Origin of the sequence: Bacillus sp. AF62 (assembly GCF_050312695.1) — a bacterium.
Classification (GTDB): Bacteria; Bacillota; Bacilli; order Bacillales; family Bacillaceae_G; genus Bacillus_A; species Bacillus_A cereus.
In genome coordinates this window covers 58,745-79,086 of sequence record NZ_JBNPJZ010000087.1, presented here as the reverse complement: position 1 = coordinate 79,086, position 20,342 = coordinate 58,745, and the positions used below count along the sequence as shown (strand labels likewise).

Here is a 20,342-nt window from a genome sequence, read left to right as displayed (position 1 = left end):
AACATGTCTTCATGGAGCAATAACGTAAATGGATATTGTGGGTGTAATAATCAAAATGGTGTACATGTTGATTCATGCTGTTTTAGTTGCGATGGGACAGTTCCTAAGGTTGGTCCAACCGGTCCGACGGGGGCAACAGGAGCAACAGGTGGCGCAGGCCCAACGGGAGCGACAGGAATAACAGGAGCAACAGGCCCAACGGGAGCGACAGGAATAACAGGGGCAACAGGCCCAACGGGGGCGACGGGAGTAACAGGTTCAACAGGAGCAACAGGCCCAACAGGAGTGACAGGCCCAACGGGAGCAACAGGCTCAACAGGCTCAACAGGTCCAACGGGAACGACGGGTTCAACCGGTCCGACAGGAGCAACAGGAGCGACGGGCTCAACGGGTTCAACCGGGGCTACAGGTACAAGTATCACGGCGACATATGCATTTGCAAATAATACGTCGGGAACAGCGATATCGGTAGTTCTTGGTGGAACGAATGTCCCGCTTCCGAATAATCAAAACATCGGTCCAGGAATTACTGTTTCTGGTGGAAACACAGTATTTACGGTTGCAAATGCTGGTAATTATTATATTTCATATACAATTAATATAACGGCTTCATTATTAGTCAGTTCACGGATTACAATTAATGGAGGGGCACTTGCTGGGACGATAAATTCTCCTGCGGTAGCAACCACATCATTTAGTGCAACAATTATTACAACTCTTGCAGCAGGAGATGCTATTAGCTTACAATTATTTGGTTTGTTAGCTGTTGTGACATTATCAACAACTACCCCAGGAGCGGTATTAACAATTATAAGATTAAGTTAATGACAAACTCTCTTACTCTTTTAAGATTAAGAGAGTTTCTACATATAATAAGAAGTTAATGAAGTAAAGCATAGTTATATAAAAGTCAGAATATTATGATTGTAACGTTATGGTGACTATAATATAATGAAAATAACCATCATGAATGAACATTCATTTATTTTTTATGTATTTGAAGGGGGAATGAAGGTGGAAAAACCATGGTTGAAAAGTTATCCAGAGGAAATTCCGAGTACGATTTCTTATGATATTCAGCCGCTTCATAGATATGTAGAACAGATGGCTTCTCGCTACCCAGAAAAGAAAGCGCTTCACTTTTTAGGGAAGGATATTACGTTTTCGGACTTCCATGATAAGGTGAAGCGGTTTGCAAATTATCTTCAAAAACTCGGTGTGGAAAAGGGTGATCGAGTTGCTATTATGTTGCCGAATTGTCCGCAAGCTGTAATTGGTTATTACGGTACATTACTTGCGGGAGGTATCGTAGTACAAACCAATCCACTGTATACAGAAAGGGAATTAGAATATCAGCTTCATGACTCGGGAGCAAAAGTAATTCTTTGTCTCGATTTAGTGTTTCCAAGAGTAACGAATGTTCAATCTGCTACAAAAATTGAGCATATTATCGTAACTCGTATTGCAGACTTTTTACCATTCCCTAAAAATCTATTGTATCCATTTGTGCAGAAAAAACAGTCGAATTTAGTTGTGAAAGTATCAGAGAGTGAAACGATTCATCTTTGGAATTCAGTAGAAAAAGAAGTGAATACGAATGTTGAGGTGCCTTGTGATCCTGAAAATGATCTAGCTCTTTTACAGTACACAGGAGGAACAACCGGATTTCCGAAAGGAGTTATGTTAACGCATAAAAACCTCGTCTCTAACACGTTAATGGGAGTTCAATGGTTATATAATTGCAAAGAAGGAGAAGAAGTCGTTCTTGGGGTTCTTCCATTTTTCCATGTTTATGGTATGACAGCTGTTATGAATTTAAGTATTATGCAAGGATACAAAATGGTCCTTATTCCAAAGTTTGATATGAAAATGGTTTTTGAAGCGATTAAGAAGCATAAAGTGACATTGTTTCCAGGGGCACCAACTATTTATATCGCTCTTTTAAATAGTCCGCTTTTAAAAGAATACGATATTTCTTCTATTCGTGCTTGTATTAGTGGATCAGCACCACTGCCAGTAGAAGTACAGGAAAAGTTCGAAAAAGTTACAGGTGGTAAACTAGTAGAGGGATATGGTTTAACAGAATCCTCTCCGGTTACACATAGTAATTTTTTATGGGAAAAGCGAGTGCCAGGTAGCATCGGAGTTCCGTGGCCAGATACAGAAGCAATCATTATGTCGCTTGAAACTGGTGAGGCATTACCGCCAGGAGAAATAGGTGAAATTGTAGTGAAAGGCCCTCAAATTATGAAAGGATATTGGAATAAGCCAGAGGAAACAGCGGCTGTATTGCAAGATGGCTGGCTCCATACAGGTGATGTTGGCTACATGGATGAAGATGGATTCTTCTATGTAAAAGATCGCAAGAAAGATATGATTGTTGCGAGTGGATTTAATGTGTATCCTCGTGAAGTTGAAGAAGTATTATATGAGCATGAAAAAGTGCAAGAAGTAGTGACAATTGGAGTTCCAGATCCGTACCGAGGAGAGACAGTTAAAGCATTTGTTGTGTTAAAAGAAGGTACGGAATGCTCTGAGGAAGAATTAAATCAGTTTGCACGTAAATATTTAGCGGCTTATAAAGTGCCGAAAGTATATGAGTTTAGAGATGAATTGCCGAAAACGACAGTAGGGAAAATTTTGCGCCGTGTTCTAATAGATGAAGAGAAGAGAAAGAATGAGGATGAGCAAACGGGCTAAGGCCCTTTCTTTTTGAAAAAATAGGATTGACACTTTTCTAAATAGTCAGTATTATAAGAATATGAATGACTATTCATTCAGTCATCTTCTTGAAGGGGACAGTAAAGTGAAGAAAAATAGACCGAAATACAATCAAATTATTGATGCAGCAGTCATTGTGATTGCGGAGAATGGGTACCACCAAGCGCAAGTTTCTAAAATCGCAAAGCAAGCTGGGGTAGCTGATGGCACGATTTATTTATATTTTAAAAATAAAGAAGATATATTAATATCCTTATTCCAAGAGAAGATGGGAGAATTTGTCGAAACAATTCGTCAAAAAACAGCAGGAATTGAAAGCGCTGTATCGAAGTTATTCATGTTGGTAGAAACGCACTTCTTGCTGTTGTCGCAAAATGATCCGCTTGCTATCGTTACGCAATTAGAGCTAAGGCAGTCCAATCAAGACTTGCGCCTTAAAATAAATGAAGTATTAAAAGGCTACTTACAAGTTATGGATGAGATTTTAGAGACTGGTATAAAACAAGGTGAATTTCAAGCAGATTTAAATGTTCGCGTGGCAAGACAAATGATCTTTGGAACAGTAGATGAAGTTGTGACCAATTGGGTAATGAGCGATCATAAGTATGATCTGGTCGCACTTTCAAAAACGGTACACGGGCTACTTATTGCAGCTTGTGGTTATCGTCAATAATGGGAGGGATCATGTTGAAATTCCTATCTGTAAGAGTTGAAGATCATATCGCGGTGGCGACGTTAAATCACGCACCAGCGAATGCGATGTCTTCACAAGTTATGCATGACGTTACTGAATTAATTGATCAAGTGGAAAAGGATGATAACATTCGTGTTGTTGTTATTCACGGTGAAGGACGTTTCTTCTCAGCAGGAGCAGATATTAAAGAATTTACATCTGTTACTGAAGCGAAGCAAGCAACAGAATTAGCACAGCTTGGACAAGTTACGTTTGAGCGTGTTGAAAAATGTTCAAAACCAGTTATTGCGGCAATTCATGGAGCGGCACTGGGCGGCGGCCTTGAGTTTGCTATGTCTTGCCACATGCGCTTTGCAACTGAAAGTGCAAAACTTGGTTTACCTGAATTAACACTTGGATTAATTCCTGGCTTTGCAGGTACACAGCGCTTACCACGTTATGTTGGGAAAGCGAAAGCTTGTGAAATGATGTTAACAAGTACACCAATTACTGGTGCAGAAGCATTAAAGTGGGGACTTGTTAACGGATTGTTCTCTGAAGAATCATTTTTAGATGATACGCTTAAAGTTGCAAAACAAATTGCTGGAAAAAGTCCAGCAACAACTCGTGCTGTACTAGAGTTATTGCAAACGACAAAATCGTCTCATTACTATGAAGGTGTACAACATGAATCACAAATTTTTGGTGAAGTATTTACGAGTGAAGATGGAAGAGAAGGTGTAGCCGCATTTTTAGAAAAGCGTAAACCTTCATTTAGTGGCAGGTAGTTCAATTATTTTTTTAATATAAATTAACAGAAAATTAAAATTGATAGAATCTTTCTGAAAAACAAGGGGGTAAATGGAATGAACATCTACGTACTCATGAAACGAACATTTGATACAGAAGAAAAAATCGTAATTAAAAACGGTGCAATTTACGATGGCGAAGCGGAATTCATCATCAACCCTTACGATGAATATGCAATTGAAGAAGCAATTCAAGTAAGAGACGCACAAGGTGGAGAAGTTACAGTTGTAACAGTCGGTGGCGAAGATAGTGAGAAAGAACTTCGTACTGCATTAGCAATGGGCTGTGATAAAGCGGTATTAATTAATATTGAAGATGATGTAGAAAATGGTGACCAGTTCACGACAGCAAAAGTACTTGCTGAGTATTTAAAAGATAAAGATGCAGATTTAATTTTAGGCGGAAACGTTGCAATTGATGGTGCATCTGGACAAGTAGGGCCACGCGTAGCTGAAGCGTTAAATATTCCATATGTAACGACAATTACAAAACTTGAAATTGACGGTACAAATGTGAAGATTGAGCGTGATGTTGAAGGTGATACAGAAGTGATTGCAACTTCATTACCAGTTTTAGTAACAGCACAGCAAGGTTTAAATGAACCTCGTTACCCATCGCTTCCAGGTATTATGAAAGCGAAGAAAAAGCCACTAGAAGAATTAGAATTAGATGATTTAGATTTAGAAGAAGATGATGTGGAAGCAAAGACAAAAACAATTGAAATCTATTTGCCTCCTAAGAAAGATGCAGGAAAAGTGTTACAAGGCGAGCTGCAAGATCAAGTAAAAGAACTTGTATCGTTGCTCCATACAGAAGCGAAAGTAATCTAATAAAATACGAAATTATATATGCAGGAGGGAAAATCTATGGCTCGTAAAGTATTAGTAATGGGTGAAGTTCGTGATGGATCGCTACGTAACGTTTCGTTTGAAGCGGTAGCAGCAGCAAAAACAATTGCAGAAGGCGGTGAAGTAGTAGGTCTTCTAATTGGAGACAGCGTTGCCTCTTTTGCAAATGAATTGATTCATTACGGTGCAGATCGCGTTGTGACAGTTGAAAATGATAAATTAAAATCATATACATCTGATGGTTATGCACAAGCGTTTTTAGCTGTACATGCTGAAGAAAATCCAGAAGGTATTGTCTTTGGACATACGGCACTTGGTAAAGATTTATCACCAAAATTAGCAGCGAAGCTTGAAGCTGGTTTAGTTTCTGACGTAACTGCTTTAGAGGTTGAAGGTGGAAATGTTATCTTCACTCGTCCAATTTACTCTGGTAAAGCATTCGAGAAGAAGATTGTAACAGACGGCATCTTATTTGCGACAGTGCGTCCAAATAACATTGCAACTCTGGAAAAAGATGAGTCTCGCAGCGGTGACGTATCTTCTATTACAGTTGATGTGAAAGATTTACGTACAATTATTCAAGATGTTGTCCGTAAAACAGCAGAAGGTGTGGATCTTTCTGAAGCGAAAGTTATTATCGCTGGCGGACGCGGTGTGAAGAGTGAAGAAGGATTTAAACCATTAAAAGAGTTAGCTGATGTACTAGGCGGCGCTGTTGGGGCATCTCGTGGTGCTTGTGACGCTGAATACTGTGAGTACTCGTTACAAATTGGTCAAACTGGTAAAGTTGTTACGCCAGACTTATACATTGCATGTGGTATTTCTGGTGCGATTCAGCATTTAGCAGGTATGTCTAACTCAAAAATAATCGTTGCGATTAATAAAGATCCAGAAGCAAGTATCTTCAAAGTAGCTGACTACGGTATTGTTGGTGACTTGTTCGAAGTTGTACCTCTTTTAACAGAAGAGTTTAAAAAGTTAAAAGTACATTCATGATTTAAGTACCCTTGAGTTCCAAGTGAAGTACCCCTATATATAGAAAAAGGTGAGAGATCCCCTGTCTCTCATCTTTTTAGTATTTAATCCATATTTTTATATAGTATAAAGGAACATTTTTTTGTTACAATACATAACGATACATATTATTCGCCACGTATATAAGTTAATGATATACTCTTGGTAGAATATACTTGAAGGAGGAAATAAAATGGCAATTGTAAACGCAAATGACCAAAGCTTCGCAGCTGAAACTAGCGAAGGTGTTGTATTATTAGATTTCTGGGCACCTTGGTGTGGACCTTGTAAAATGATCGCTCCTGTATTAGAGGAGATCGATGCAGAACTAGGCGAAAAAGTAAAAGTAGTAAAAGTAGATGTTGATGAGAACCAAGAAACTGCTCGTCAATTCGAAGTAATGAGCATTCCAGCTCTTTTCGTATTAAAAGACGGTAAAGTAGTTGATCAAACGTTAGGTTACAAACCGAAAGAAGCGTTAGTAGAATTAGTTTCTAAACATTTCTAAAATAAAAAAGCTACCAGTTGGTAGCTTTTTTTATTTTCTTTTTTACAGTCTTTCCGTTACAATAAAAGAACGTATGTTGGGTGTTTGAGCATAGTATGTTTTCAAGGGAAAATAAAAATGCTAAGTATGTAGAAATGGAGGGAGACGAGTGCACGAACATTTGAAAGAGAAGTTGGCTATTTTACCAGATCAACCTGGTTGTTATTTGATGAAAGATAAGCAAGGAACGGTTATATATGTTGGAAAGGCAAAAGTGCTTAAAAATCGTGTGCGCTCGTACTTTACTGGTTCACATGATGGGAAAACACTGCGGCTTGTAGGAGAAATTGTTGATTTTGAATATATTGTAACCTCTTCGAATTTAGAAGCACTTATTTTAGAGTTAAATCTAATTAAAAAATATGATCCGAAATATAATATTCAATTAAAAGATGATAAAACATATCCTTTTATTAAAATTACGGCGGAGAAGCAACCGCGCTTACTCATTACTCGAAATGTAAAAAAGGATAAAGGAAAGTATTTTGGTCCTTATCCAAATGCACAATCTGCTCATGAAACGAAAAAACTGCTAGATCGTATGTATCCACTTCGGAAATGTACGAATATGCCAGATAAAGTTTGTTTGTATTATCATATGGGTCAATGCTTAGCGCCGTGTGTGAAAGAAGTGACGGAAGAACAAAATAAAGAAATTGTAGATGCAATTATTAAGTTTTTAAATGGTGGACATAAAGAAGTTCGTTCAGAATTAGAAGTAAAAATGTATGAGGCCTCAGAGAAACTAGAGTTTGAACGTGCAAAAGAGTTGCGTGATCAAATTGCTCATATTGATGCGATTATGGAAAAACAAAAGATGATTATGAGTGACTTAGTGGATCGTGATGTGTTTGGATATGCAGTGGATAAAGGATGGATGTGTGTTCAAGTTTTCTTCGTTCGAAAAGGAAAGCTAATTGAACGTGATGTTTCTATGTTTCCAATTTACGATGAACCAGAAGAGGGCTTTTTAACGTTTATCGGCCAATTTTATGAAAACAGTAGTCATTTTAAGCCGAAGGAAATTGTCGTTCCAGGAAGTATAGACTCGGAATTAGTAGAGCGCTTTTTAGAAGTAGAAGCGACACAGCCGAAACGTGGTAAGAAAAAAGACCTTGTAGAATTAGCAAATAAAAACGCGAAAATTGCTCTTGAAGAGAAGTTTTACTTAATTGAACGTGATGAAGAACGAACGATTAAAGCAGTAGATCATTTAGGGAAGCAGCTTGGGATTGAAACGCCGTATCGTATTGAAGCGTTTGATAACTCAAATATTCAAGGAACAAATCCTGTTTCTGCAATGATTGCTTTTATCGATGGGAAACCGGCGAAGAAAGAGTATCGAAAATATAAAATTAAAACGGTTCAAGGACCAGACGATTATGAGTCTATGAGAGAAGTTGTGAGGCGCCGTTATACAAGGGCCCTTAAAGAAAATTCACCTTTACCTGATTTGATTATTATTGATGGAGGAAAAGGCCATCTAGCGGCTGCAAGTGATATTCTAGAGAATGAGCTCGGATTATATATTCCGATGGCAGGTCTTGTGAAAGATGATAAACATAAAACCTCCCATTTAATTATTGGGGACCCACCGGAACCTGTGATGCTTGAGAGAAATAGCCAAGAATTTTATTTATTGCAGCGTATTCAAGATGAGGTGCATCGATTTGCGATTACATTCCATCGTCAATTACATGGGAAATCTGTCATTCAATCAGCATTGGATGACATTCCAGGAATAGGTGATAAACGGAAAAAGGTATTGTTAAAACATTTTGGTTCATTAAAGAAGATGAAAGAAGCTTCTATAGAGGAATTTGTCGAAGCGGGTATGCCGAAAAATGTCGCGGAGACGATTTATACGTATTTAACAGATAAGAAGACGTTGTAGTTTACAACGTCTTCTGTTTTTTGGTATAATTTCTGAAGATTTAAAATAAATGCATCTGAATGAAAATACAAAAAAGTCAACTAAACTGATATGTCTAGTTGACTGTAGGTAATGCTTACACTTCAATGAGATCTTTTATATCCCATTTTACAAGAAATGTAATAGAGTCAGAACGTTTTTTCTTTTCTTCGTATGACTCTGCAACGACGTTCCGTTGCTTTTGAATTTGTTCAGCGATGAATCCAGCTTCTAGTTGATAAGAAGAATGTCGTTTTTGTTTTTGACGTTCTGCAATGAGTGTGCCTTTAAGTTGGAACTGCATTTCACGACGCTTATGTTCAATAATGCTTAAAGTGCCCCAGCCAGCTTTTTCAAAGAACTGAATGACTTCTTCAATTGTTTCTAGCGGATATTTTCTTGCAAGGTTTCTACCAGACCAGTATAAAATACCATCTAAATCGTTGCCGATTAAATCAGGTAGTAATTCTTCACGTAGCAATTCATAAGCGAAGGCGTTCAATGAAACATCTTCTAAAGATGTTATATCGATTGTATTTTTACTCACAATATTCCCCTCTTTCTATAGGGATTATTATATAACATTTTTCATTTATAAAAACAGATTTTTCTTTAGGGAAATCTGAATATCTAAGAAGAAAAAAAGAATTGCCAAATTATATGCAAATTATGTATACGTTTTCTTGACGCTTCGACAAAAATAGGGGTAAAATGAACTTGTTATCAAATTATGCTGAAATATTTCGAATAATTTTTTCAGTTTTTCTTATGCCAATAGTGAAAAAACATTATTGTTATAAATTAATCTGAAAACAGCAGTCAAACATTCAAGGGGGTAATGGGGACATGAAAGGCCGCGAGTATACGTTTCGTAAGTGGCACTCATTAATGGGGGTCATCCCGGTTGGTGTCTTTTTGACGCAACATCTAATTGTAAACAACTTTGCAACAAGAGGAGCAGAGGCTTTTAACAAAGCTGCAGGCTTTATGGAGCTCCTTCCATTCCGGTATGCGCTAGAAATTTTCATCATCTTTTTACCGATACTGTACCATGCTATATATGGCTTATATATTGCATTTACAGCTAAGAACAATGCGGTTTCTTACGGTTATTTCCGTAACTGGATGTTCGTTTTCCAAAGAATTTCAGGTATCGTTACGCTGATTTTCATTTCTTGGCACGTCTGGGAAACTCGTATTCAAGCAATGTTAGGTAAAGAGGTAAACTATGATATGATGGCAGATATTTTAAACAATCCAGCTATGTTTGCATTCTACTTAGTTGGTGTTGTTTCAACAATTTTCCACTTTGCAAATGGACTATGGACATTCTGCATCAGCTGGGGAATTACAGTATCTCCACGTTCACAAAGAATCTCTACTTATGTAACATTAGCTATTTTCTTAGGTCTATCTTATGTAGGTGTGAGTGCATTATTAGCGTTCATCGATCCACAGCTAGCAAATCAGTAAGGAGTGGGAGAGCATGAAAGGGAAACTTATAGTAGTCGGCGGTGGCTTGGCTGGCTTAATGGCAACGATTAAAGCGGCAGAAGCAGGAGTAAATGTTGAACTGTTTTCTTTAGTACCAGTAAAACGTTCACATTCTGTATGTGCTCAGGGCGGAATTAACGGTGCCGTAAATACGAAAGGTGAAGGGGATTCTCCATGGATCCACTTTGACGATACAATTTATGGTGGGGACTTCTTAGCGAACCAACCACCAGTTAAAGCAATGTGTGAAGCAGCACCTGGTATCATTCATTTAATGGACCGTATGGGTGTTATGTTCAACCGTACGGAAGAAGGACTTCTTGATTTCCGTCGATTTGGTGGAACGCAACATCACCGTACAGCATTTGCTGGTGCAACAACTGGACAGCAATTACTTTACGCATTAGATGAGCAAGTACGTCGTCACGAAGTAGCAGGACTTGTAACGAAATATGAAGGCTGGGATTTCTTACGAGCTGTTGTTGATGATGAAGGTGTGTGCCGAGGAATCGTTGCACAAGACTTACAAACTATGGAGATTAAAAGTTTCGGAGCTGATGCCGTGATTATGGCAACAGGGGGCCCTGGTATCATTTTCGGAAAATCAACAAACTCCATTATTAATACAGGTACAGCAGCTTCTGCTGTATATCAACAAGGTGCATATTATGCAAATGGTGAGTTCATTCAAATTCACCCAACGGCAATTCCTGGAGACGATAAATTACGTCTTATGAGTGAATCTGCACGTGGTGAAGGTGGACGTGTTTGGACATATAAAGATGGTAAACCATGGTACTTCTTAGAAGAAAAATATCCGGCTTACGGAAACCTTGTACCTCGTGATATCGCAACGCGTGAAATCTTTGATGTTTGCGTAGAGCAAAAACTAGGTATTAACGGTGAAAACATGGTGTACTTAGATCTTTCTCATAAAGATCCGAAAGAACTAGATATTAAACTTGGTGGAATTATTGAAATCTATGAGAAATTTACAGGGGATGATCCTCGTAAACTACCAATGAAAATCTTCCCAGCTGTTCACTATTCAATGGGTGGACTATGGGTTGACTATAAGCAAATGACTAGTATTCCAGGTTTATTTGCAGCAGGTGAGTGTGATTATTCTATGCACGGTGGTAACCGCCTTGGTGCAAACTCACTATTATCAGCAATTTACGGTGGTATGGTAGCAGGACCAAACGCAATTGAATATATGAAAGGTCTTTCTAAATCATCAGATGCTGTTTCATCTACTGTATATGAGCAAAATGAATTAATCGAAACAGAGAAATTTAACAATATTTTAACGATGGATGGTAATGAAAATGCATATGTTCTTCATAAAGAGCTTGGAGAATGGATGACAGATAACGTTACAGTAGTTCGTGAAAATAAAAAGTTATTAGAAACAGATGCGAAAATTGAAGAGTTAATGGATCGTTACAAACGTATTAACATTAACGATACAGCGAGATGGAGTAACCAAGGTGCTTCATTTACACGTCAACTTGCAAATATGTTTGAGTTAGCACGTGTTATTACAATTGGCGCATATAACCGTAATGAGAGCCGCGGGGCGCATTACAAACCTGAATTCCCAAATCGTGATGATGCAAACTTCTTAAAAACTACTATGGCAAAATTTGAAGGAGAAGGAAATGCACCAGCATTCCATTACGAAGACGTTGATGTTTCATTAATTAAACCACGTAAACGTGATTATTCTTCAAAACATGATGTAGCTGCTAAGGGTGAAGAGAAGGGGGATAAACAACATGTCTGAGAAAACAATCCGCCTCATCATTACGAGACAAGATGGACCAGATGCACAAGAGTTTGACCAAGAGTTTGAAATTCCATATCGTCCTAATATGAATATTATTTCGGCGCTTATGGAAATTCGTCGTAATCCTGTTGATTCAAAAGGAAACCAAACAACTCCGATCGCATGGGATATGAACTGCTTAGAGGAAGTATGCGGTGCATGTTCGATGGTTATTAACGGAAAGCCACGTCAATCATGTACGGCTCTTATTGACCAATTAGAACAGCCAATTCGCTTAAAGCCGATGAAGACATTCCCAGTTGTACGTGATTTACAAGTTGACCGCAGTCGCATGTTTAATGCTCTAAAACGCGTTAAAGCTTGGATTCCAATTGATGGTACGTATGACTTAGGTCCAGGACCAAGAATGCCTGAGAAAAAGCGTCAATGGGCTTATGAGCTTTCAAAATGTATGACATGTGGTGTTTGCTTAGAATCATGTCCAAACGTAAACAGTAAGTCTGACTTTATTGGACCAGCGCCGTTATCACAAGCTCGTTTATTCAACTCACATCCAACGGGTGAAATGCATAAAGCAGATCGCTTACGTGCAATTATGGGAGATGGAGGACTAGCAAACTGTGGTAACTCTCAAAACTGTGTGCAGTCATGTCCGAAGGGTATTCCTTTAACAACTTCAATTGCGGCATTAAACCGTGATACAACAATTCAATCGTTCAAAGATTTCTTTGGTAGCGATAATAACTATTAATAAATATTGCCTCTTCATCTTGAAGGGGCAATATTTATAACTTCATTTTTCAGTTTATTCTGTTTTTTTGGCAGGAAGGGGAGATAGCGTTGAAGAGAATTTCTTATATTGAAGACTTCGAGAAATGGGAAAGTGGTTTTTCATTTTACAATCCTGTAAAGGTTCGTTTTGGTGAAGTAGATATGTTTGGACATGTAAATAATGTCGTTGCTTTTACTTATTTTGAAGAAGCTCGTATCGCGTTGTTTAAAGAACTTGGATTTATGCAAGAGTGGACACATGCATCATCAGAAACGATGATCGTTGTTGCGGATTTACAATGTAATTTTATTAAGCAAATATATTTTGATGAACAGTTGAAGGTGTATGTAAAGGCAGGATCGGTTGGGAACTCTTCTTTAGATCTACATTATATGGTGAAGAATGCAGAAGGAGAGGTTTGTTTAGTAGGTCGTGGAATGATGGTTCAAGCGTCGAAAAAAACAGGAAGAGGCGAACCATGGCCTGAAGAATGGAAGAAGAAATTACTACAATGATAGAGTGAAAGAAAAATAAGAGAGCAATTTGCTCTCTTATTTTTTGTCTTCCATCGCTTCTTCTAATGTTAAGTGATGTTTATATAGGTATGTAGCGTATGGATTACCAACGTAGCGTAAGTGCCATGGTTCATATGCATATTCTGTTGTATCTGTTTTATCTTCTAAGTAACGAATGACAAAGCCGAATTCATGAGCGTGTTCCGCGACCCATTTTCCTTCTGCTGTCTCCCCGAAAATAGGCTCTAATTGAAATTTAGCTGTTTTTGAACTAATATCCATTGCTAAACCCGTTTGGTGTTCACTCGTACCAGGAATTGCGCTTACTGAATTAGCCTCAGCTTTTCCTTGACGCCTAACGTATGTATCATGCAACGATTTTTGGCGTTTGTATGAACGATAACCAGATACAGCTGTAAGATCAAGCCCTTCTTTTTTCGCAGCTTTGAACATGTTTTCAAGTGCCTCTGCAGCATCTTTGCGTAGCAATGTTTTTTCTTTATCTTTTGGACTAGCAAATGGTACGTTTGGTCTCGTTAAGTCTTCAGGAATGTATCCATCTGGTAGTTTTCGATGTTTATTAATTAAGACAAGATTAGATTTTGGATTTGTTACAACTGAAAAGTTATTGTCTATTTTCTTTGCATTATGATCAGCTTTTGGAAAAGCAGGAATCTCTTCTTTTGGGTGGTTAGTATGTTTTTGACTTTCGACAGCTTTCGCTTCATTATGTAGTGGTGATTTAGAACTAAAGTAAGTGAAAGATGTGATACCGATTACAATAGTAGTGGCAGAAATAATTATTATCTTTTTCATAATGCCTTGTAATCACAGTCCCTTCTTAATAAAATGTGTAGCGTTTTTTTATTATAAGTCTAGTTTGTTGGAAAAGGAATATAAGAGTCATAACGTAATAGAAATGCAAAGAAAATGTCAGAAAATGTGTGAATTTGTAGTATTTTTTTATATAATTCATTTCTTATCTTTCATGAATTGCATTTTTTATGTAATATATATACATAAGAAGATGTAGCGATTATCGAGAATAAAGAACTTCTTGTATAGACTAGGAGTGAATGGGAATGGATTTTGCAACAATTATTGGACTTGTTTTAGGATTTTTAGCAGTGGTAGTAGGGATGGTCGTCAAGGGCGCTGACGTAACAGCCTTATTAAATCCTGCCGCAGCATTAATTATTTTTATCGGTACATTTGCTGCAGTATGTATTGCATTTCCGATGAATCAACTAAAAAGGGTTCCAAAACTATTTAAAGTTCTTTTTGGTTCAAATAAAAAGGATTTAAGTTATGAACAGTTGCTAGAATTATTTGTTCATTGGACATCTGAAAGTAGAAAATACGGTATTTTGTCTTTAGAGCAACAATTAGACAAAATTCAAGATGAATTTCTTTTGCGCGGTATGAAATTTGTGATTGATGGCGTATCCGCAGAAGATTTAGAGCAGATTTTGGAATCTGAATTAGAGGCAATTGAAGAAAGACATGCAAAGGGAGCTGCTATTTTTTCACAAGCTGGTACGTATGCACCGACATTAGGAGTTTTAGGTGCTGTTATCGGTCTTGTAGCTGCGCTTGGTAACTTAACTGATATTGAAAAGTTAGGTCATGCTATTTCGGGTGCGTTTATTGCAACGATTTTTGGTATTTTTTCAGGTTATGTATTATGGCATCCATTTGCAAATAAGTTAAAGCAAAAATCTTCAGCTGAAATTGAGAAAAAACGTTTAATCATTGATTGTTTATTAATGTTACAAGAAGGTACATATCCGTTTATTATGAAGAACCGCATTTTAGGTGCACTTTCTGCAACTGAGCGTAAAAAGCTAGAAAAAGGAGCAGAAAAAAATGCGGAGTAAGAAAAATAGAAGAGGCAAAAAGAAAAAACATGATGAGCATATCGATGAAACGTGGTTAATTCCATATTCTGATATGTTAACGTTGTTATTTGCATTGTTTATCGTTTTATTCGCAATGAGTAGTATAGATGCTGCGAAGTTTAAACAGATGGCAGTTGCTTTTCGAAGTGAATTAGCTGGGGGAACAGGTAACAAAGAATTTTTAAGTGATCAAAAGCCAAATGAGGAAAAAGAATTATCAGCAAGTAGCCTTGAGGCAGAACAAGCAAAAAAACAAGAAGAAGCTAGAGCTAAAGAAAAAAAAGAGATGGATGAATTGAAAGCATTACAAAAAAAGATTGATCAATATATTAATGAAAAACAATTATCCTCTTCTTTTCAAACTAAATTAACTGAAAAGGGATTAATGGTGACAATATTAGAAAATATACTGTTTGATTCGGGGAAAGCAGATGTGAAATTAGAATCTTTAGGGATTGCGAAAGAGATGTCTAGCTTACTTGTTTCAGCGTCACCTCGTGAAATTACAGTATCGGGTCATACGGATAATGTCCCTATTGCGAATGCGCAGTTTGCGTCGAATTGGGAATTAAGTACGCAGCGGGCAGTTAATTTTATGCAAGTATTACTGCAAAATAAAGAATTACAACCAGAAAAATTTAGTGCGATTGGATACGGAGAATACCGTTCAATTGCTCCAAACGATACACAAGAAGGAAAGGCAAAGAATAGACGTGTGGAAGTGTTTATCTTGCCTTTAACAGAGAAAGTAAAATAAAGAGGATGGCGAATGCCATCCTCTTTTATTTTACTTCAAATGATTTTAAGTTGTTGCGACGGATTTTATCTTTTTCTGCATCTGATTTTTTGAAATCATAATCATATAAAGCGCCTTCCCAATCGCCATACATTGGATTCGGGAAAATAATGAATTTCTCACCAAATTGTGCTTTTGAATCTTCTACTGTTTGGTTACGATCTTTTACAGATTTTCCATCAAAACCTGTGAAATCAGATAAGTTATCACCGAAGAATAAGACAATATCATGGGTTTGAGAAACGAGTTCACGGCGTTTTTCTTTTCCTTTTTCTTTCGGATCTTGTAGTAATATATGTTCTTTCGTTGCTTGAGGAGCACCTACACGCTCAAGATTTTTAATTGTTGCATCTAGTTGGTTCGTTTTACGATTTGAGATGTAGTAAATATCTACACCTTTAGACTCTGTATATTTTAAGAAATCAATTGCGCCTGGAAGGGCTTCAGCCTCAGCTTTATTAATCCAATCATCCCATTTGTAAGGATAGCCTTTGCCTGTTTTTACGCTCATTGCTTGATGAGGACTGTTATCTAAAACAGTTTCGTCTAAATCAAGTACGATAGCAGGTTTTTTCTCTGTCCCTTTTGCAAGAACTGCATCAAGCTTTAATTGACCGATATTGTACCCTTGGTAGTAAAGTGCTTTCGTTTCGCCAGCTGTTTGATACCATAAATCAGCCATTAATTGCTGTTCTGTTAATTTTACTTTCTCTTCTTTCGCCACTGTTTTCTCTGGTGTTCCTGAACATGCTACAAGTGATGTAGATAGAACCGCTACAGATAATAGAGTGGTAATGCCCCTCTTCATCTTCATATGTACCCTCCTTGATGTTAGAAAATCATTTTATATTATATATTAAAATATAATATTTTTATATGGACATTTGCATATTGTCTTTTATATATATAGTAGTATGTCCTATATTAGAAAGATGAGCAAAATAATAATAGTTATTTTGACAAGTTTTATTGTCGTAATGACAATTATAATTGACAAAAAGAGTTTTGTTATTTACAATTTTAACTAAATAGAACAAATGATGGATTAATGACGGTGTTTACATATAAGAGGATGAAGTGTAGTGCTATATTTTTTCTTGAATAAACATAGTCTTTGAAAGAGAGTACGAATGATACTAAAGGGGAGGCTTTATACTTTGAGTTTACAAATTCAAAACTTAACGAAACAATTTGGGGAATCAAAAGCAGTTAACGGTTTGCAAATTTCGTTACCAAAAGGTGAAGTACTAGGATTACTTGGACGAAATGGTGCAGGGAAAACAACAACAATCAAAATGCTTCTCGGATTATTAACGCCTAATGAAGGTACGATTACGTGGGATGGAAAAGCATTTGGGGATAGTGGCGTAACAATTGGGTATTTACCAGAAGAAAGAGGTTTATATACAAAAAGTAGAGTAATAGATCAGTTGCGATATTTTGGTAGATTAGAAGGAATGTCGAAGAAAGAAGTAGATCAAGCTATTGATCATTGGTTAGAGCGTTTAGCGATACCAGAATATAAATTTAAAACGGCTGGAGAGCTTTCAAAAGGGAATCAGCAAAAAATCCAATTAATTGCTGCTCTTCTTCATAATCCGGAACTTCTCATTTTAGATGAACCATTCAGCGGCCTTGATCCAGTTAACGCCGGGATGTTAGCTAGTATTATTGAAGAACAAGTACAGAGCGGAAAGACGATTATTTTATCAAGTCATCGTATGGAACAAGTAGAGGCTTTTTGCCAACATGTATGTATTTTGAAAAAAGGTGAAGCAGTCGTAAAAGGACAGCTAAGTGATATTAAGAAAGAATACGGTTTCCGTAATTTAACGATTGAAGATACAGTAGAGAATGAAAAGGGATTAGAAGCTATACATGTATCGTATGAAAAACAACAAGGCCTTCTTTATGTGAAAGTACAAGACGATGCGGAAGCTCTCAAGATTTTGCAACAGTTGCAAGAGCAAGGTGTTAGCTTACGACAATTCAAAATGTTAGAGCCGACGTTAAATGAAATCTTTGTAGAGAGGGCGAAATAACGATGCGTAAATTTTCTCACGTATTTTCATTTTATTTTAGGGAAGCATTTTTATCTAAAAAATCATTAATTACGAGTGCCATTTTATTTTTAGTTGTGTTTGGGATTTTTGCATTTAATCATTTTACTTCAGGCGATGATAAAAATAAGGATAAAGATAAAATTGCAGTTGTAGTAGAGAGTTCCACATATAAAGTACAAAAAGATGAGCTAAATAAGTTATTGCCATCAGCAAAAATAACACTTGGTTCAAAGGATGATTTTGATAAACTGCATAAGCAAGTAGAAGAAGGCGATTTAGATGGTCTATTCCATGTGACGGAAAAGGGTGGGGCTCCATCGATTACATATATGTATAATGGATTTCCAAGCCAAGCAACTTCTGCAATTATGGCAGGATATTTAAAGCAACAATATACGATGGTGACAATTGCCAAAAATAATGTTTCACCAGAAATTGCACAGCAATTACAAACAGAAATTCAAGTAAAGCAAGAAGCGATAAAAGATCGTACATCTTCTTTCGGAATTGCCTATTTCTTTACATTTGCTTTATATATGTTTATTGTAGCGTTCGGAAATACAATCGCAATGAATATTGCATCTGAGAAGGCGTCACGTGTAATGGAAGTAATGCTTCCGAAAGTGAAACCTCTTACGATGATGTATGCGAAAATTTTAGCGGTTGTTTCAACGGCTTTATTGCAACTTGTCATATTGGCGTGTGGTTATCTTATTCCATATTTGTTAGGTTGGGTCGATTTAGAAAGTGCCTCACTATTGGGTATTCCAATTGACTTTACGAAATTAGATGCAAAGGTTGTAAGCATGTTTCTTGTTTATTTCATTACGGGATATTTACTTTATGCAATGATGTATGCTGCTGCTGGAGCTGTCGTGTCTAAGACGGAGGATTTACAAGCTGTATCTTTCCCGATAATGATTTTAATTATGGCTGCATTCTTCATTAGTATTAAATCATTAAGTGATCCGAATAGTACTATCGTTGTTGTAAGTTCTTACGTTCCATTTTTTACACCGATGGTTACCTTCTCACGTATTGTAGCTGGTGAAGCAGGTATGCTAGAAATTACGATAACATTAGCAGTCTTATTGGCGACAATTGCGATATTAAATGCTGTTACAAGCCGCATTTACGTAAATGGCGTAATGAATTACTCAGATAAAGTGAAATTTAAAGATTTAGCGAAATTTATAAAGCGTCAATAATGAGAGAAAAGCATGATTTCCTATTGAAATCATGCTTTTTCTTTATGTATAAATTAAAAATAGTATATAATAATAAGAGTCGTCTTTTAATAGAATGAATAAAAAGGAGGGTGTGCAGATGGGGATTAGTAGTCGTTTTACAGTAGGTGTTCATATGCTGACATTACTTGCGATAGATCGAAACTCTCGCTGTACCTCTGAATGGATTGCCGGTAGTGTGAATACAAATCCAGTTGTGATTCGTCGCATTACAGGAATGTTGAAGAGAGCAGGACTTGTTGATGTACAAGCTGGTAAAGGTGGTACGACACTTGCTCGAGATTTAGAAGAAATTACATTACTTGATGTATATAAAGCAGTGGAAGTTGTAGAAGAAGGACAGCTATTTTCCTTCCATGAAAATCCCAACATTGAATGTCCAGTAGGAGCTAATATTCAATCAGTATTAGAAATTATTTTAATGCAAGCGCAAGAAGCGATGGAAAACGTGCTTGCAAATGTAACGGTAGATCAATTAGTTACAAATTTAAAGTCTAAAATGAAAGAATAAAAAAGCGAGCTTCCTCATAATGAGGGCTCGCTTTTTTTTATTCATAAATATTGAAAATTCTATTTTTCAGTATTTAAAATGAATTTACCTACGATAGCTGCGAAGATACCACCAAGAATTGGTGCTACGATGAATACCCATAGTTGAGAAAGTGCTTCTCCACCAACAAATAAAGCTGGTGCGATACTACGAGCTGGGTTAACAGATGTTCCAGTTAACGGAATTCCTAATAAGTGGATTAAAACTAATGTGAAACCAATTACTAGTCCAGCTAAAGAAGAACTTCCTTTTTTACCTGTTACAGCGACGATAACTAAAATAAATACGAAAGTTAAAATGAACTCAACTAAAAATGCTCCAGATAAACCAAGAGTTCCGAAACCATTTTGTCCTAAATTATCTAAAGGTGTTTTAGCAGATTTTAAAATTGTTACTAACGTTGCAGTTCCTAATAAACCACCTAAAATTTGAGCTAATACATAATAACAAAGTTCCATAGCGTTCATGCGTTTGTTGATGAACATAGCTACTGATACTGCTGGGTTAATGTGACATCCAGAAATTGTTCCGATGCTATATGCCATAGCTACAATAGATAAGCCGAAAGCCATAGCGATTCCTAATGTTCCAATTCCTTCGATTCCGCCGCCAGTGACAGCTACTCCAGTTCCGAATAATACAAGTACAAAGGTACCAATAAATTCAGCGATTGCTTTTTTTAACATAATTTAC

The 20,342-nt window shown here is 36.9% G+C and carries 21 protein-coding genes; 17 read left to right on the top strand and 4 right to left on the bottom strand.

Features of this window, described 5'->3' with window-relative positions; all coding sequences use genetic code 11:
- Positions 1-3 precede the first annotated feature (3 nt).
- The 8 genes from ACQRBL_RS22640 to uvrC all read left to right on the top strand — a co-directional run bounded on the left by ACQRBL_RS22640 (position 4) and on the right by uvrC (position 8,507).
- Positions 4-825 carry a BclA C-terminal domain-containing protein gene (locus tag ACQRBL_RS22640; RefSeq protein ID WP_411996253.1) on the top strand — a complete coding sequence of 274 codons (822 nt, stop codon included), beginning with the start codon at positions 4-6 and terminating at the stop codon, positions 823-825.
- Positions 826-1,014: 189 nt separating this feature from the next.
- Entirely contained in the window at positions 1,015-2,700 is a 1,686-nt protein-coding gene (locus tag ACQRBL_RS22635) for a long-chain-fatty-acid--CoA ligase (RefSeq protein ID WP_000414744.1), read from the top strand.
- Between the two features lie 106 nt (positions 2,701-2,806).
- Entirely contained in the window at positions 2,807-3,394 is a 588-nt protein-coding gene (locus tag ACQRBL_RS22630) for a TetR/AcrR family transcriptional regulator (RefSeq protein ID WP_000742223.1), read from the top strand.
- 11 nt (positions 3,395-3,405) lie between these two features.
- Positions 3,406-4,182 (top strand): enoyl-CoA hydratase, encoded by a 777-nt coding sequence (locus ACQRBL_RS22625; RefSeq protein WP_023523131.1) that lies wholly within the window; start codon positions 3,406-3,408, stop codon positions 4,180-4,182.
- 78 nt (positions 4,183-4,260) lie between these two features.
- Positions 4,261-5,034 carry an electron transfer flavoprotein subunit beta gene (gene etfB, locus ACQRBL_RS22620; RefSeq protein ID WP_001029028.1) on the top strand — a complete coding sequence of 258 codons (774 nt, stop codon included), beginning with the start codon at positions 4,261-4,263 and terminating at the stop codon, positions 5,032-5,034.
- Positions 5,035-5,070: 36 nt separating this feature from the next.
- On the top strand, positions 5,071-6,048 hold the full coding sequence (gene etfA / locus ACQRBL_RS22615; protein WP_000101946.1) for an electron transfer flavoprotein subunit alpha: 978 nt from the start codon (positions 5,071-5,073) through the stop codon (positions 6,046-6,048).
- A 211-nt stretch (positions 6,049-6,259) separates the two neighbouring features.
- A complete protein-coding gene (gene trxA, locus ACQRBL_RS22610; RefSeq protein ID WP_001018944.1) occupies positions 6,260-6,574 on the top strand; it encodes a thioredoxin in 315 nt (104 codons plus the stop codon).
- A 148-nt stretch (positions 6,575-6,722) separates the two neighbouring features.
- Positions 6,723-8,507, top strand: coding sequence for an excinuclease ABC subunit C (gene uvrC, locus ACQRBL_RS22605; RefSeq protein ID WP_023523130.1), 1,785 nt, complete (start codon positions 6,723-6,725; stop codon positions 8,505-8,507).
- A gap of 115 nt (positions 8,508-8,622) precedes the next feature.
- Here the strand turns inward: uvrC and ACQRBL_RS22600 are convergent, their stop codons facing one another.
- Positions 8,623-9,072: a YslB family protein gene (locus tag ACQRBL_RS22600; RefSeq protein ID WP_000042214.1), complete on the bottom strand. Its 450-nt coding sequence runs from the start codon at positions 9,070-9,072 to the stop codon at positions 8,623-8,625.
- 299 nt (positions 9,073-9,371) lie between these two features.
- Here ACQRBL_RS22600 and sdhC point away from each other — a divergent pair, with 299 nt between their 5' ends.
- From sdhC to ACQRBL_RS22580, 4 genes are all read left to right on the top strand, one after another.
- Complete coding sequence (sdhC, locus tag ACQRBL_RS22595) at positions 9,372-9,998, top strand: succinate dehydrogenase cytochrome B558 (protein ID WP_000678354.1); 627 nt, start codon at positions 9,372-9,374, stop codon at positions 9,996-9,998.
- A 13-nt stretch (positions 9,999-10,011) separates the two neighbouring features.
- On the top strand, positions 10,012-11,805 hold the full coding sequence (sdhA, locus tag ACQRBL_RS22590) for a succinate dehydrogenase flavoprotein subunit (RefSeq protein WP_000676743.1): 1,794 nt from the start codon (positions 10,012-10,014) through the stop codon (positions 11,803-11,805).
- Entirely contained in the window at positions 11,798-12,559 is a 762-nt protein-coding gene (gene sdhB / locus ACQRBL_RS22585; RefSeq protein WP_001291830.1) for a succinate dehydrogenase iron-sulfur subunit, read from the top strand. Before sdhA ends, sdhB begins: the two co-directional genes overlap by 8 nt.
- Positions 12,560-12,648: 89 nt before the next feature.
- Positions 12,649-13,095 (top strand): acyl-CoA thioesterase, encoded by a 447-nt coding sequence (locus ACQRBL_RS22580; RefSeq protein WP_000822727.1) that lies wholly within the window; start codon positions 12,649-12,651, stop codon positions 13,093-13,095.
- A gap of 36 nt (positions 13,096-13,131) precedes the next feature.
- On the opposite strand, the gene ACQRBL_RS22575 is transcribed toward ACQRBL_RS22580, so the two are convergent.
- On the bottom strand, positions 13,132-13,911 hold the full coding sequence (locus ACQRBL_RS22575) for a M15 family metallopeptidase (RefSeq protein ID WP_023523129.1): 780 nt from the start codon (positions 13,909-13,911) through the stop codon (positions 13,132-13,134).
- A 266-nt stretch (positions 13,912-14,177) separates the two neighbouring features.
- On the opposite strand from ACQRBL_RS22575, the gene motA reads away from it, so the two are divergent.
- Positions 14,178-14,972 (top strand): flagellar motor stator protein MotA, encoded by a 795-nt coding sequence (gene motA, locus ACQRBL_RS22570; protein WP_000344862.1) that lies wholly within the window; start codon positions 14,178-14,180, stop codon positions 14,970-14,972.
- Positions 14,962-15,750 (top strand): flagellar motor protein MotB, encoded by a 789-nt coding sequence (motB, locus tag ACQRBL_RS22565; protein WP_001256741.1) that lies wholly within the window; start codon positions 14,962-14,964, stop codon positions 15,748-15,750. The genes motA and motB overlap by 11 nt, the downstream gene beginning before the upstream one ends.
- Before the next feature lie 25 nt (positions 15,751-15,775).
- Here the strand turns inward: motB and ACQRBL_RS22560 are convergent, their stop codons facing one another.
- Complete coding sequence (locus ACQRBL_RS22560) at positions 15,776-16,603, bottom strand: 5'-nucleotidase, lipoprotein e(P4) family (protein WP_000782772.1); 828 nt, start codon at positions 16,601-16,603, stop codon at positions 15,776-15,778.
- A gap of 343 nt (positions 16,604-16,946) precedes the next feature.
- Between ACQRBL_RS22560 and ACQRBL_RS22555 the strand changes: the two genes are divergently transcribed.
- The 3 genes from ACQRBL_RS22555 to ACQRBL_RS22545 all read left to right on the top strand — a co-directional run bounded on the left by ACQRBL_RS22555 (position 16,947) and on the right by ACQRBL_RS22545 (position 19,610).
- Entirely contained in the window at positions 16,947-17,831 is an 885-nt protein-coding gene (locus ACQRBL_RS22555) for an ABC transporter ATP-binding protein (RefSeq protein WP_000058130.1), read from the top strand.
- Positions 17,832-17,833: 2 nt separating this feature from the next.
- On the top strand, positions 17,834-19,060 hold the full coding sequence (locus tag ACQRBL_RS22550) for an ABC transporter permease (RefSeq protein ID WP_023523128.1): 1,227 nt from the start codon (positions 17,834-17,836) through the stop codon (positions 19,058-19,060).
- Between the two features lie 118 nt (positions 19,061-19,178).
- Positions 19,179-19,610 carry an Rrf2 family transcriptional regulator gene (locus ACQRBL_RS22545; protein WP_000512998.1) on the top strand — a complete coding sequence of 144 codons (432 nt, stop codon included), beginning with the start codon at positions 19,179-19,181 and terminating at the stop codon, positions 19,608-19,610.
- A 59-nt stretch (positions 19,611-19,669) separates the two neighbouring features.
- On the opposite strand, the gene ACQRBL_RS22540 is transcribed toward ACQRBL_RS22545, so the two are convergent.
- On the bottom strand, positions 19,670-20,335 hold the full coding sequence (locus tag ACQRBL_RS22540; protein WP_000913213.1) for an aquaporin: 666 nt from the start codon (positions 20,333-20,335) through the stop codon (positions 19,670-19,672).
- Positions 20,336-20,342: the final 7 nt, after the last annotated feature.